This window comes from Marinobacter arenosus (assembly GCF_019264345.1).
In the GTDB taxonomy this organism is placed as follows: Bacteria; Pseudomonadota; Gammaproteobacteria; order Pseudomonadales; family Oleiphilaceae; genus Marinobacter; species Marinobacter arenosus.
Map to the genome: position 1 here is coordinate 445,715 of NZ_JAHVAO010000001.1, position 13,137 is coordinate 458,851.

The 13,137-nt window shown below is 58.7% G+C and carries 17 protein-coding genes and 1 tRNA gene; 9 read left to right on the forward strand and 9 right to left on the reverse strand.

The genetic code is table 11. The annotated features are described in order from the left end of the window. The first annotated feature begins 131 nt into the window (after positions 1-131). Entirely contained in the window at positions 132-695 is a 564-nt protein-coding gene (locus tag KXD86_RS02030) for a hypothetical protein (RefSeq protein WP_218634424.1), read from the forward strand. Here KXD86_RS02030 and KXD86_RS02035 read toward each other — a convergent pair. Further along, complete coding sequence (locus tag KXD86_RS02035; RefSeq protein WP_218634425.1) at positions 688-1,002, reverse strand: hypothetical protein; 315 nt, start codon at positions 1,000-1,002, stop codon at positions 688-690. The two genes, KXD86_RS02030 and KXD86_RS02035, sit on opposite strands and share 8 nt — an antisense overlap. Positions 1,003-1,061: 59 nt before the next feature. Beyond that, the gene (locus KXD86_RS02040) at positions 1,062-1,520 is read right to left on the reverse strand and encodes a hypothetical protein (protein WP_218634426.1); all 459 of its coding nucleotides are present in this window, start codon (positions 1,518-1,520) and stop codon (positions 1,062-1,064) included. Positions 1,521-1,652: 132 nt separating this feature from the next. Here KXD86_RS02040 and KXD86_RS02045 point away from each other — a divergent pair, with 132 nt between their 5' ends. From KXD86_RS02045 to KXD86_RS02055, 3 genes are read left to right on the forward strand one after another with little or no spacing between them, the layout of a single operon-like run. Beyond that, complete coding sequence (locus KXD86_RS02045; RefSeq protein WP_218634427.1) at positions 1,653-2,573, forward strand: ABC transporter ATP-binding protein; 921 nt, start codon at positions 1,653-1,655, stop codon at positions 2,571-2,573. Between the two features lie 26 nt (positions 2,574-2,599). Further along, complete coding sequence (locus KXD86_RS02050; RefSeq protein WP_218634428.1) at positions 2,600-3,361, forward strand: ABC transporter permease; 762 nt, start codon at positions 2,600-2,602, stop codon at positions 3,359-3,361. Continuing rightward, a complete protein-coding gene (locus tag KXD86_RS02055) occupies positions 3,358-3,861 on the forward strand; it encodes a DUF192 domain-containing protein (protein WP_218634429.1) in 504 nt (167 codons plus the stop codon). The genes KXD86_RS02050 and KXD86_RS02055 overlap by 4 nt, the downstream gene beginning before the upstream one ends. A gap of 16 nt (positions 3,862-3,877) precedes the next feature. Here the strand turns inward: KXD86_RS02055 and KXD86_RS02060 are convergent, their stop codons facing one another. Further along, positions 3,878-4,669 (reverse strand): enoyl-CoA hydratase, encoded by a 792-nt coding sequence (locus KXD86_RS02060; RefSeq protein WP_218636697.1) that lies wholly within the window; start codon positions 4,667-4,669, stop codon positions 3,878-3,880. Between the two features lie 180 nt (positions 4,670-4,849). Between KXD86_RS02060 and KXD86_RS02065 the strand changes: the two genes are divergently transcribed. Genes KXD86_RS02065 through KXD86_RS02080 form a run of 4 tightly spaced genes read left to right on the forward strand, consistent with a single transcriptional unit; the run spans position 4,850 to position 7,904 of the window. Further along, a complete protein-coding gene (locus KXD86_RS02065) occupies positions 4,850-4,993 on the forward strand; it encodes a hypothetical protein (RefSeq protein WP_218634430.1) in 144 nt (47 codons plus the stop codon). Then, a complete protein-coding gene (locus tag KXD86_RS02070; RefSeq protein ID WP_218634431.1) occupies positions 4,990-5,541 on the forward strand; it encodes a nucleoside 2-deoxyribosyltransferase in 552 nt (183 codons plus the stop codon). The genes KXD86_RS02065 and KXD86_RS02070 overlap by 4 nt, the downstream gene beginning before the upstream one ends. 13 nt (positions 5,542-5,554) lie before the next feature. After that, positions 5,555-7,018: a patatin-like phospholipase family protein gene (locus KXD86_RS02075; RefSeq protein WP_218634432.1), complete on the forward strand. Its 1,464-nt coding sequence runs from the start codon at positions 5,555-5,557 to the stop codon at positions 7,016-7,018. 4 nt (positions 7,019-7,022) lie between these two features. Further along, positions 7,023-7,904 carry a DMT family transporter gene (locus tag KXD86_RS02080; protein ID WP_218634433.1) on the forward strand — a complete coding sequence of 294 codons (882 nt, stop codon included), beginning with the start codon at positions 7,023-7,025 and terminating at the stop codon, positions 7,902-7,904. 28 nt (positions 7,905-7,932) lie between these two features. Here KXD86_RS02080 and KXD86_RS02085 read toward each other — a convergent pair whose 3' ends face one another. The 6 genes from KXD86_RS02085 to KXD86_RS02110 all read right to left on the reverse strand — a co-directional run bounded on the left by KXD86_RS02085 (position 7,933) and on the right by KXD86_RS02110 (position 11,518). Next, positions 7,933-9,063 (reverse strand): alcohol dehydrogenase family protein, encoded by a 1,131-nt coding sequence (locus tag KXD86_RS02085; protein WP_228739296.1) that lies wholly within the window; start codon positions 9,061-9,063, stop codon positions 7,933-7,935. Positions 9,064-9,104: 41 nt separating this feature from the next. Further along, complete coding sequence (locus KXD86_RS02090; protein WP_218634434.1) at positions 9,105-9,515, reverse strand: RipA family octameric membrane protein; 411 nt, start codon at positions 9,513-9,515, stop codon at positions 9,105-9,107. Between the two features lie 70 nt (positions 9,516-9,585). Next, the gene (locus KXD86_RS02095) at positions 9,586-9,891 is read right to left on the reverse strand and encodes an NIPSNAP family protein (protein ID WP_218634435.1); all 306 of its coding nucleotides are present in this window, start codon (positions 9,889-9,891) and stop codon (positions 9,586-9,588) included. Positions 9,892-10,106: 215 nt separating this feature from the next. Further along, positions 10,107-10,460 (reverse strand): zinc ribbon domain-containing protein, encoded by a 354-nt coding sequence (locus KXD86_RS02100; RefSeq protein WP_218634436.1) that lies wholly within the window; start codon positions 10,458-10,460, stop codon positions 10,107-10,109. 263 nt (positions 10,461-10,723) lie between these two features. Continuing rightward, positions 10,724-10,810: transfer RNA gene (locus tag KXD86_RS02105), tRNA-Leu, on the reverse strand. 78 nt (positions 10,811-10,888) lie between these two features. Further along, positions 10,889-11,518 carry a class I SAM-dependent methyltransferase gene (locus KXD86_RS02110; RefSeq protein ID WP_218634437.1) on the reverse strand — a complete coding sequence of 210 codons (630 nt, stop codon included), beginning with the start codon at positions 11,516-11,518 and terminating at the stop codon, positions 10,889-10,891. A gap of 185 nt (positions 11,519-11,703) precedes the next feature. On the opposite strand from KXD86_RS02110, the gene KXD86_RS02115 reads away from it, so the two are divergent. Further along, the gene (locus KXD86_RS02115; RefSeq protein WP_218634438.1) at positions 11,704-13,137 is read left to right on the forward strand and encodes a cytochrome ubiquinol oxidase subunit I; all 1,434 of its coding nucleotides are present in this window, start codon (positions 11,704-11,706) and stop codon (positions 13,135-13,137) included.

Genomic DNA, 13,137 nt, shown 5'->3' on the forward strand with positions numbered 1-13,137 from the left:
TTTGATGGCCATCACAGTTCCGTCACTCCAGCCAATCGAAATGACGAATTTGCCAAGGCGTACCATCCCCTTTCCGATTACATTTGGTTACACTTCGAGCACCTTCTGAAACATTAAGGGCGATGTGCAACATGGTGGATGGACTGGTATTCGTGATTCAGATTGGCTTGGTGGCCCTGCTGCTGCTCATGGCCTATCGCATGGTCACGCTGGTACGCGCGGCACCCGTGCCTGAGAGCCTGCCCGTCCACAGGCCAGCGCCTGTGCCGGACTACAGCAAACGGGTAAAGGCAACATCGACCGCCTACGATCGAACCGAACTGTTTACCCAGCTGCATATTCTGGCCGGGCTGCAGGAAAGGGACTGCCGCGTGAATGGGCTGGACCTGGTCCAGGCTCCAGCAGAGGTGCGGGACTACGCGGCGGTGTGGTTGTATGGCGCAGCCTGCGCACTGTGCGACACATCCGCCCGACATACGGAATCGGTGGCGGGTCTGGCCGCCCAGATCGCAAACCGGAAAATGGGTATCAGACAGCCTCAGGCGCTACAGGCCATCGCGACCATGAGCCGGAGCGGTGTGCTTCTGGCGTGTTACCGAGGGGGATTGGAAGGCGCGGAGTTCTGGCGGCACCACCAGTACGTGGCACCGACCAACAGTCTTTACCAGGCCATTACGGACAACGCGTTTATTTGACGGCAGATTGTTCGGCAACCGTTTCCAGTTCCCAGTCAGTCCCCAGCTGGATGGAATCCTGGGCCTCTGTCTGATTCACTGACACTCCCGAGATCGCAGGCTTGGAAAAACCGCCCTCTTCTGTGTGCTTCATGCTGTCGACGTCCACGGAGCGAACCAGATAAACCTCACCGCCTGACACAACCCGCGCCCGGTGGGTCAGGCCAAATACAAATCGGCAGTAATCGAGCTTCAACTGCAACAGATCCTGCTCCGCCTTGCGGATTTTGCGCAGCAGCACCTTCTGAACGCTATCTCCGTAATCCATCGTATCATCCCTGGTTTCGGTCACATGTAACCGGAATTTTACACCATAACGCAGGCTTGTCAGCTATCCGCCTGAAACACCATCTTCAGGGGTATGCCTTTCAGCGGCTCCTGGCCCTGCTGTAATTCCACTCGCCAGACCATCTCGCTGCCGGTGGAGCAGATGGGCGCCGAGAAACGTCCAATGTAGGAGCCGTCGCTCTGACGGCGCAGCGGCACGGGGTATTCCCCCATGTACATGGACTCGCCGCGGAGCACGGCAACGAATTGCTCCGGCGGTTCCGGTGACACAACGGTCAGTGTGTATTGAGCGCTCTGGCGGGCTTCAGCCGGAACCTCCAGCTTTACCGTCCACAGCCCTGCCCGGCCCGACCAGCTACACGATTCCGCCAGGAGGTCGCAGGGAACGGTAGGGCCTCCCCATTTCGCCTGGCCGTTATCCTTTAACAGTCGGGGGACGAATACCGCTGTCGCAACCAGCGCCAGAATCAGTCCCACCGTGAGTGCTGCTCGTATCATTGTCGTACCTCAGTTCCGGACAGCGGCATTATGAGCGCTATGCGGAGGCAGGCAAAGCTTTCTAAATCGTCGTCAGTCATGAGAAAATACGGCGCTTTCATTTTTGACCCATTTTACAGACAGGATACGCCCGTGCAGCCGGACATTTCCGTAAAGCACCTCAGCAAGGTTTATGGGGACGGTTTCCAGGCATTGAAGGACATCAACCTGGACATCAAGCGGGGCGAAATCTTCGCCCTGCTCGGCCCGAACGGAGCCGGAAAGACAACCCTGATCAGTATCATCTGTGGCATCGTGAATCTCTCCCAGGGCGAGGTGAAAGCCGCCGGCCATGACATAGTGCGCGAGTATCGCAAGGCCCGGCAGTCCATTGGCCTGGTGCCCCAGGAGCTGAACACGGACTCCTTTGAGACGGTGTGGGACGCCGTTTCGTTCAGTCGCGGCCTGTTTGGCAAGGCCCCCAAACCCGCCCACATCGAGAAGGTGCTGAAGGACCTGTCGCTCTGGGATAAGCGCAACAACCGCATCATGTCGTTGTCAGGTGGGATGAAACGCCGGGTCATGATCGCCAAGGCGCTTTCCCACGAACCCCAGATTCTCTTTCTCGATGAACCGACCGCCGGTGTGGACGTTGAACTCCGTCGTGACATGTGGGAAATGGTGCGAAAACTCCGGGAAAACGGGGTCACCATTATTCTGACCACGCACTACATCGAAGAAGCCGAGGAGATGGCCGACCGGATCGGCGTCATCCGCCATGGCGAAATCATCCTGGTCGAAGAAAAAGACCGCCTGATGAGCAAGCTCGGCAAAAAAGAACTGCGGCTGCAACTGCAGGCGAAGCTGGAAAGAATGCCGGGCGAGCTGACGCTGGAACCCATCGAACTGTCGGATGATGGCTACGAGCTGATCTACACCTTCGATTCCCAGCAGGAACAGGCCGGCGTCGCGCGTTTGCTGCGCACCCTTGGTGACCTGGGTATCGAATACCGGGACCTGCAGACCCGAGAGAGCTCGTTGGAAGAGATTTTCGTCGGCCTCGTGCACGAATAGCCCCGCCCGATTCACTGGAGAAAGGCATGAACCTTTACGGCGTCCGCGCAATCTACAACTTCGAAATGGCCCGCATGAAGCGCACGGTGATGCAAAGTGTGCTGTCACCGGTGATCTCCACCTGCCTGTACTTCGTGGTGTTTGGCTCCGCCATCGGCTCGCGCATGGGTGACATCGACAACATCAGTTACGGGGCCTACATCATTCCGGGCCTGGTAATGCTCTCGTTGCTGATGCAGAGTATTTCCAACGCCTCGTTCGGGATCTACATGCCAAAATTCTCAGGCACCATCTACGAGGTACTCTCGGCTCCGGTTTCCTACGTGGAGGTGGTACTCGGCTACGTCGGAGCGGCTGCCACCAAGTCGGTGATTCTGGGTTTGATCATCCTGGCCACGGCGCGGCTCTTCGTGGATTACGATGTGCTGCACCCGTTCTGGATGATTGCCTTTCTGGTTCTCACCTCCATCACCTTCAGCCTGTTTGGTTTCATCATAGGCATCTGGGCCGACGGCTTTGAAAAACTCCAGATCGTTCCGATGATGATCGTCACGCCGCTGGTGTTTCTCGGCGGCACCTTCTATTCCATCGACATGCTGCCATCAATCTGGCAGACCATCAGCCTGTTCAATCCGGTGGTGTACCTGATCAGTGGCTTTCGCTGGGCGTTCTATGGCGTGTCCGACGTGCACGTGGGCATCAGCGTCGGTATGACTCTGGTCTTCCTGGGCGCATGCATGCTGGCAGTCTGGTACATCTTCAAAACCGGGTACCGGCTGCGCTCATGATTCGAAACGGAAGTGCCTCACGGCTTGCACTGCTGCTGGTGCCCCTGGTGTCAGCCTGTTCGGCCGATCCGAGCGTTCCCCAGGACCGGCTTCCGCTCTCGGAAGCGTGCTTTATCACAGCGAACGGGGTTGTTCCCGTGACGGTTGAGGTGGCGGAGGAATTCGGCCAGCGGCAAAAAGGACTGATGGGGCGAAAATCCCTGGCCGAGAACAACGGCATGCTGTTTGTGTACGACCAACCCCAGAACCCGGAACATGGGTTCTGGATGTACAAGACCCTGATCCCGTTGGACATCGCCTACCTCAGCCCCGACGGCGAGGTTGGCAATATCCGCACCATGGCCCCGTGCAGTTCAGGCAACGCCGGTAATTGTCCATCCTATCCGGCGGGCGTTGCATTCACCTCGGCGGTTGAAATGAATCGGGGCTTTTTCTCAGCGCACGGAATCTCGGTTGGTGATCGCCTCGCCATTGGCGACGAGAACTGCTCCGCCCGCTGAACATGGCGGGCGCCCCTCAGCTGTCCTTCCAGTCCGGCTTGCGCTTCTCCAGGAAGGCACAAATGCCCTCCTGCGCATCGTTGGCCTGCATGTTCTCGGCCATCACGTTTGACGTGAACTCGTAGGCCTCCGCCAGGGGCATTTCCAGCTGCCGGTAAAACGCTTCCTTGCCGACTTTCAGCGTGTATCCGGACTTATCCGCAATGGTTCTGGCCATCCCGTAAACGGTCTCATCCAGCACCTGCTCATCCACCGCGCGGTTGATCAGGCCGATGGCCTCAGCGCGGACTGCGCCAATCATCTCACCGGTGAGCAACATTTCCATGGCGTGTTTGCGCGAGACGTTCCGGGAGAGCGCCACCATCGGCGTGGAACAGAACAGGCCAATGTTGACACCCGGCGTCGCAAACCGGGCCGTGTCGGCTGCGACAGCGAGATCGCAACTGGCGACCAGCTGACAGCCGGCGGCGGTAGCCACTCCGGCCACCCGGGCGATCACCGGTTTCGGCAGGGAAACGATCTGCTGCATGACCTTGCTGCACTGATGGAACAGGGCAAGCTGAAAATCCGGGTTATCGAATTGTTCCTGAATTTCCTTGAGATCATGCCCGGCGCAGAACACGCTTCCATGGGAAGCCAACACCACCACTCGGGTTTCCGGGTCCCCGGCTACGGCATTCAGTTCCTCCGACAGCGCCTCCAGCATGGCCATCGAGAGGCTGTTGCGGCGCTTGGGTTGGTTGAGGGTGAGCGTCGTTATCCCGTTATCGCTGTATTTGCGAACCAGCGGCTCCTCGTCAGACATCATGATTCGTTCCCCCTTCACACGGGTCTGGAATTGCACTCATTCGATCCTTCAGTATTAACCAGCCTCGAGTGACTGTCGAAGCGACTTTTGTAGAAGGCTCAGGAATTTACGCCGGGGGTTGTGATTAGCGCCCCGTCCCCTAAGGTAAGTGGTATGGTTCCCGTCAAAAAGGAGCGAGGCATGTCAAAATCGACGATCCTTCGGGCCCTGGTAGCCATTGCTATCATTGCGGGTGGAATACTGGTGATCATGGAAGACGAACCGGAACCGCCGACCGGCGACATCAACCGAATTGAACCACTTCCAAAACAGGATAATCCTTGACCAAACCACAACGCGTTTACCTGGCCGGTCCCGAGGTCTTCTTTCCCGAACTGGAGCACCGGCGCATTGTTGCCAGCAAAAAGCGCCTGCTGGCCGCCTACGGCCTGGAGGGCGTCGACCCGCTCGACACCCAACTGGAAGCGACTGGCAGCGAATCACCACAGGCCCTCGGCTTCCGGATCTACCGGGCCAACCGGGAACTGATGGAGAGTTGCCAGGCCATCATTGCCAATCTCAGCCCGTTCCGTGGCCTCAGTGCGGATCCGGGCACCGTTTTCGAAGTTGGTTACATGATCGCCCAGGGCAAATCGGCGATCGGTTACACCATGGATCCAAGAAACTATTACGAACGCGCCGGTTCCACACCAACCGACAAGCTCGGCCATACCGTGGAGAACTTCGGGCTCAGTGATAACCTGATGATCGAATGCGGTATCGTTGAGGCCGGGGGCGAGATCGTCCGGGGCCACGGTTCCTCAAATGAGCCCTTCTTCGATGAAGCGGTCTTCGAACGCTGCGTTCGCGCCCTTACCAAACGGCACGCCTGAAGTAATGAGTCTTATGAGCGACAGAAAAGCCCAACGCCGGGAGCTACAGAAGCAACTTTCCGAAGCGGATTCCTACCGCCGGTGGTACGCCATAGCGGAGAAGCTTGATGATCTGGACGGCACATCAATCTGGCGCGAAGAAGCCGGCAGCGAACTGCTGCATGAAAGTCTGCTCAGAGAACACATCAGCGCCATGGCGCGGTGCCGAAACCGTGGCGACACCCGAGGGCTGACGCGCGTATTGCAGGAAAGCGTGTACCGGCACCTTGGTGAAATTGCCAATCCGGATCTGTACGCCGTCGCCTGGACCGGCACCAAGCTCGTGGTTACCGAGTTCCTGGACGAAGTGGAACGGTCCATGAACTTTGTCTGTGACCATGACATGCCCGGCGTGTCGATCGAACAGAAACTGCGGCTGTTCCGGGATGCCGAACGGGTGTATGGCCGGCCTGCCCTGATGCTGAGCGGCGGGGCGGCCTTCGGCATCTACCACATTGGCGTTACCCGGGCGCTCTGGGAGGCCGGGCTGCTCCCGGATGTGATTGCCGGCTCAAGCATGGGCGCCATTGTGGCCGGCGCTATCTGCACCCGGAACAACCGCGAGCTTGAAACCTTTTTTACCGAGCCCGGCGAGATTCACCTGAACGCCTTCCGCTGGCTGGAGCCGGGGCGCATCTGGCGTAAAAAGCACGCCATGGATCCGTCCCACCTGCTGGACCATATACGGACCAACATCGGCAGCACAAGCTTCAAGGAAGCGGAGGTTCACAGCGGGCGAACCCTGAACATCTCGGTGTCCCCCACCCGAACGCGCCAGAAACCCCGCCTTCTGAACAGCCTGAGTTCACCGGAGGTCCTGGTGGATTCTGCCATCCTCGCCTCCTGCGCAGTACCAGCGATTTACCCTCCGGTGACTTTGCGGGCGCGGGATCTTGAACGGGGGTCCACCGGTGCCAAGCCCTACATGCCGACCGAGCGCTGGATTGACGGCAGCGTGCACGGTGATCTGCCACTGATGCGCATGGCCCGTCTGCACAACGTCAACCGGACCATCGTGAGCCAGGCCAATCCCCACGTGCTACCTTTCATCAGCCACCACCACGAGCGAGGCCCCAAGGCCACGCTGAAACAGGTAGCTGCTTCCATCGCGCACGCCCAGGTCGCCACGGCCCTCAAACTGAGTCGCAACAATGCGCCGTCCTCGGTGATTCGTCCGCTGCTGGAACAGGCCCATGCCATGACCACCCAAACCTACCTGGGTGACATCAATGTCCATTTCCCGTTCCGCCCCCTGCTGTACCGGAAACTGCTCGCCAACCCCAGCCGGGCCGATCTGGACATGTTCATCCGGCTCGGTGAGCAGGCCACCTGGCCACGCATGGCCATGATCCGCGACCAGACCAGAATCAGCCGAACCTTCTCAGACTGCATCGCCCGGTTGGAAACCGCCATCCAAACCCAGGTCCGGCCGGAGTAATCTCTTGGAAACAACCCGAATCAAGGGACTCAGCATCGCAGCCCTGGGCGTCCTGTTCATCACACCCGATGCGCTGCTGGTCAAGATCACCTCCGTGGACCCGGTGGTTTTCCTGTTCTGGCGGGGCCTCTTGCTGGCGATCAGTTTCCTGCTGATCAATAGCGTTCGCTATCGCTCTCGCCTGGTTTCGGAGATGCGAAACTGCGGTTGGAAAGGACTGTTCTGCGCCACCGCGTTTGCCATGAGCACTCTCGGTTTCGTGGTGGGCATGAAGAACACCGCCGCCGGGAACGTACTGGTAATCCTGAACACGGCTCCCGTGATCGCCGCCCTGATCGCCTGGCTGTTCTGGAAAGAAACCCTGCCGCTGCGAACCTGGGCCATCATTGTCGTCTGCGTCATTGGCGCAACCATCATGGCGATCGGGGAATGGGGGCGCGGCGAACCCCTGGGGCTGTTCATGGCGTTTGTCGCAGCCACCGCACTGGCGTCCAACCTGAACGTGGCCCGGTCGCGCCCGGACGCCGACATGAGTGTAATGCTCATGTTCGGGGCCCTGATGCTGGCAGGAGCCGCCGCAGCGGCCGGCGGCGCCCAGATTCCGTCGCTCCGGGACAGCCTGTTCATCGCCCTGCTCTGCCTCGTGTTCCTGCCCGTTGCGGCAACCCTGATCCAGATTGGTCCCCGCTACATTCCCGCCGCCGAAGTCAGCATGATGCTGTTGCTCGAGACCATCATCGGCGCCTTCCTGGTGTGGCTTTTCCTCGGCGAAGTCCCAACGCCCCTGAGCCTGGTTGGCGGGCTCATTGTCCTCTCTGCGTTGGCCGCCCATGGCTGGATTGAGGTGTCCCGGTATCGCGCCCTGAGAACCCAGTCTTCCGAGTGATCAACAGACCGCGTTCCTGACCGGCCGCTTACTGCGGCGGCACCAGCACAAAGTTCCCGACATGGGTTTTCTTGAGAAACTCTTCCTGTGCAGCCGCAATGTCCTTCAGGTCAAAGACTTTCGCGACGAGGGGGCGTATTTCCCCGTTCTCGATATACCCGATGAGGTTTGAGAAAACCGGCTCATCCCAGGCGGTGCACCCGATGAGCGTCAAATCCTTGAGGTAAAAATCACGCATATCGAGCGTGGTGATTGGCCCGGCAATGGCACCCGACGATGCGTAGCGACCGCCACGGGCCATCAACTTGAGCAACGGCCCGAATTGTTCGCCCGCGACGTTGTCGATAACAACATCCACCGAGGACTCGCCAAGCGCCTTGATCAAGTCCGAATCCCGCGGGACCACCTGATCGGCTCCGAGGCCCCGGACCTGCTCAACCTTATTCGCACCCGCGACCGCTATAACCCGAGCGCCCCGACGCTTCGCCAACTGGACCACCGCAGACCCAACGCCGCCAGAGGCCCCGGTAACCAGTACCCGGTCCCCTGCGTTTACACCCGCGCGATGCAGCATGTTCTCTGCCGTGCCATAGGCGCAGGGGATGGTCGCAAGCTCCACGTCGGTCCAATCGCAATCGACCTCGAACACCTCGTTTGCCGGCACCTTGACGTACTGGGCGAACGCCCCATCAAAATCGGAAGCCATCCAGAGGTTGTCGAGGGAATCAAAGCCGTTGAGGCGCATACAGGCCCGCACGAGCACCCGCCTGCCGATCTCCGGCTGGGCGACTCCGTCTCCCGCCGCGACGACCTCGCCACAGCAATCGGTCCCCTGGATGAGCGGGAACGGCGTTGTCTCGTTCCAGCCACCGTCTTCAACCTCGGAGTCGCCTGCAGCGTCTGACAGTTGTTCCGTACCACCTTCCACCGACGAAGAATACCAACCCAGGCGGGTGTTGATTTCCGTGTTATTGACCCCCGCAGCCAGCACCCGCAGCAAGACCTCTCCGGGCCCGGGCACAGGTATCGGAACGTCCCGGTAGTCAAGCTTGTCGTACCCACCGTTGCCCGTCGTGACCACCGCCTTCATGGTGGGCCGATCGCCACGAGATTCAAAACGGTCCGGGTTGCTCGCTTTCAGATAGCTCAGATCAGACATTCAGCCTCCCTGGTGGGTGGAAAATGCCATTCTCTCACACTTCAGCCGATCCACCGGGAAGCGCCAAAAACCACGACGCCGGCGCCGAAAACAAACTGGCAAATAATCAGTACCCGAAAGGCGGTGCTGTAGCGAATGATGATGCCGGTACGACCGGAATCGTTGGCAAAGAGCCGGCTGCGCTCGGGAAACGTCTGTTCCAGTTCTTTCAGGGCGGGGATCGTGAGGCGCAAAAGGTGCTGGCTCCGCACATCCACCAGCCAGAACACCAACGCCAGCACGATGATGAACGACCCCAACAGAACCAGAAGGACAGGGTTGAATTCCCGGTCGATGGCGGTGAACACGCCACCGTCGGCGAAGATCGACAGAAGTACAAAGAAATTGAAGCCCTTTAACCGCTGTTCCGCATTGAATTTGAAATGGTCCCAGAGGTACTGCCATTCATCCATGTCATGCCCTTATTGTGTTGCCGCCTTCACCATAATTGGCGTGCCGTTTCCTGATTCACCTGCTGGAAGCTTACTCGAAGACTGGCCTCATAAAACTGCGCTCATAGCTTAATACACACCGGGTGTCCTTGGCGTACTTGAAGGCCGCCTGGCACTCGGCATCTTTAAACGAGGCCTCCCGATACTGCTCGTAAGCGGCCAGCGACTCGAACGTGAATAACGCGAGCGCGACGTTGTTGGCCCCCTCGGAGGGCAAAAAATACCCGTGATGCTGACCGCCAAACTTCTGGACCAGAGGGACCCACAGCTTCGCGTAGTGCTCGAATTCTTCAACTTTGTGGGGGTCAATAATGTACTTCAGATAACAGGTAACCATCTGAGCTCTCTTGTTTGTGCCGCTTATTGGTTGAACCGATCCAGGATTCCCAGCAAACCCGGCTTTTATTTCTTCTTGCAGAGACTGGATTTGGTTTTAGGTTTGTCCGATTGTCGGCATTTCGTTAGCCCCTAACGCCTGCCCGCATACGCGGCTACGGAATGGAGGCGGCGCTGCACTGAAGTGGCCGTCTCTGTGCCTTTTCTGGTTAACAGTCACCCCAGTGGCTGAAGACTTGCCCCACACCAGAAGCAATTTCGCCGTGTTTTCTTAACCTGCCGGCCGCAATCCGGGCAATCAGATCCTTGAACAACGTCATATTTCCCATCTTCCCTGCCATCCCGAAGATCTATTTGGGTCATTTTCTCTTTCAGCCGGGTTTCGGAGAATCCTGTGGCACGCTCTAACTCTTCAAATAACGCATGGCAGAGCAAAGACAGACGATCTACTTTTTCCTCCAACTCATTAATCGAACGGAGCGCAGTTTTGGCGTCTATCTGTGCGTCGCCACTTTTCCTTCTATTTTGTGCAATTTCCAGGTGTTGGAATGCATCCCAAAAACGTGACATCGTCGATTTCCCTATCTTAGAACAGTGATTAGAAAGCGCACTTCGCTAATGCAAAAGTGCGACAGCTTCATTATGTCGAGTCGTCGCTGGGCCAACGATCAGCTCATCCCTATTTAAAAACAAAAGGTTATCTGAACCACCTCTGCGGGGCAATGTAATCACTTAGCAGACGCATTCGACATGGGCCGTAACGAACAGACCAACATGGCGGCGCACCTTCAAAAGCGTGTGGTTGTCGATGTTAGTGCGGAAAACGTGGGGACTGGTGCTCCGGGCCGGAATCGAACCGGCACGACCGTGAGGTCGAGAGATTTTAAGTCTCTTGTGTCTACCAATTTCACCACCGGAGCATCGGAGGGGGATCAAGACGGGCAGAATTGTATAAGGGCCGGTTCGGTAACGCAATTCCGATTCCGGGCGGGCAAAACTCAGGCGCTTGCCGGTTTAACGGCCCTGCCCTTGTACACGTAGCCCGCGATTCTCGGGGTTTTGGGGATGTAGAGATTTTCCAGTTCGGTTACCTGGAATCCTGCCGCCTCGATCAGCTCTGAAATGGGCCGGTTAAGATGGCAGCCGCCGGCGACCTTTTTCCAGGCGGGAGTCACGCGGTGTTGCCATGTCCGGGTTCCGGTATCCGGGGATTCCCCGTGTTCCAGGAAAAGCAGCTCGCCTTCCGGTTTCAGCACCCGCATCATCTGATCGAGGGCGGCCCTCCAGTCCGGAATGGTGCAGAGGGTGAAGGTCAGCAACACGGTGTCCACGCTTTCGTTCTCGAGCGGAATCTTCTCGCCCGGCAGGTCCAGCCACTCCACGTTCACGGCGGAGCGGGACAGATTGTCCTGCGCCTTACGCCGCATCCCCTCGGAAGGTTCCAGGCCGTAAACGAGATCGACCCGTTCCGGGTCGTAGAATTCCAGGTTGATGCCGGACCCCATGCCGACTTCGAGAACAACGCCCCGCGCCCTGGGGACCACCTGGCTCCGCAGCTTCATGACCTGGCCATTCGAGCAGACCCAGTCGATCAGGTGGGGAAGGATGCGTTCTTCGTAAAAGTTCATCGGGTTCACCATCATTCTCGGGTGTCAGGGGGGTGCGACAATCTGCCCTACCTGATTTGTCCATGTTTTTAGTAGCATGGCAACTATCTGCCGGTAATAACAACCTACAACATGCGCCCAGGCAGCGGCCGAACGGGATTGCGGTTCCCCGTTTATTGAGATGCATGAGTTACCGGAGGGTTCCCATGGAGCTAGATCCTCTCATCCTTTCGCGAATCCAGTTCGCCTTTGTGGTGTCATTTCACGCCATTTTTCCGGTGTTCACCATCGGGCTGGCCTCCTACATTGCGGTTCTCGAAGGCCTGGCCTTCAAAACCGAGAACCCGGTGTGGGTGAAACTGTCGGCCTTCTGGACCAAGGTGTTCGCCGTGGTGTTCGGTATGGGCGTGGTCTCCGGCATCGTGATGTCCTTTCAGTTCGGTACCAACTGGAGCAACTTTGCCCAGGCGTCCGCCAACTTCCTTGGGCCGGTACTCAGTTATGAGGTGGTCACGGCGTTCTTCCTGGAAGCGGCGTTCCTCGGTGTGCTGTTGTTCGGGCGGGACAAGGTTCCGGCGGGGCTGCACCTGTTTGCCGCCGTCATGGTCGCCACCGGCACCTTCATCTCCTCGTTCTGGATTCTGGCCGCCAACAGCTGGATGCACACCCCCGCGGGTTTCGAGCTGAGAGAAGGCGTCATTCACGTGACCTCCTGGAGCGACGCGCTGTTCAACCCCTCTTTCCCCTACCGGTTCCTGCACATGGCCCTGGCTTCCTTCCTCACTGGCGGGTTTGTGGTGGCCGGGGTCAGTGCCTGGTACCTGCTGCGTGGCCGGGAGGTGGAAGCCAACCGCAAAGCGCTGTCCATGTGCCTGTGGCTGCTGCTGTTTATTGCCCCGGCGCAGGCCGTGGTTGGTGATTTCCACGGTCTGAATACCCTCGAACATCAACCGATGAAGGTTGCAGCGATGGAGGGCAACTGGGAAACCTCGCGAAACGTCCCGCTGTTGCTGTTCGCGATCCCGGATCAGGGCAGCCAGAGCAATCTCTATGAAATCGGTATCCCCAGCCTCGCCAGCATGATTCTGACCCACGAATGGGACGGTGAGGTGCCCGGCCTGAACGAGGTGCCGGTGGCGGAGCAACCGCCCGTTGCCATTGTGTTCTGGTCCTTCCGGGTGATGGTGGGGCTGGGTCTGCTGATGATCGCGTTCGCGGTAACCGGCCTGATTCTGCGTGCCGGTGGGCGTTACTACCGCAATCCTTGGTTCCTCCAGGGGCTCCGTTTCATGAGCGTCGCGCCATTCCTGGCGGTTCTCAGCGGTTGGTTCGTCACTGAGATTGGCCGTGCGCCCTGGCTGGTTTACGGCGTGATGACTCAGGCGGAATCACTGACGCCCTCGCTGACCGGCGCCATGGCATTGTTCACCCTGATCGGCTACATCGTGGTTTATGGCCTGGTGTTCACCGCGGGGCTCTATTACCTGATGCGGGTGCTCTACGTTGGCCTCGAAGATCGCCACGACGAAGAGGAGCATGAGGCGGAACGGCCGAAACGACCGTTCTCGGCCGCGCACGTACCGTTCGAGATTGACGAGGGCGACCAGCCCCGCACACCCGCCAACCAGGGAGGCCATTGA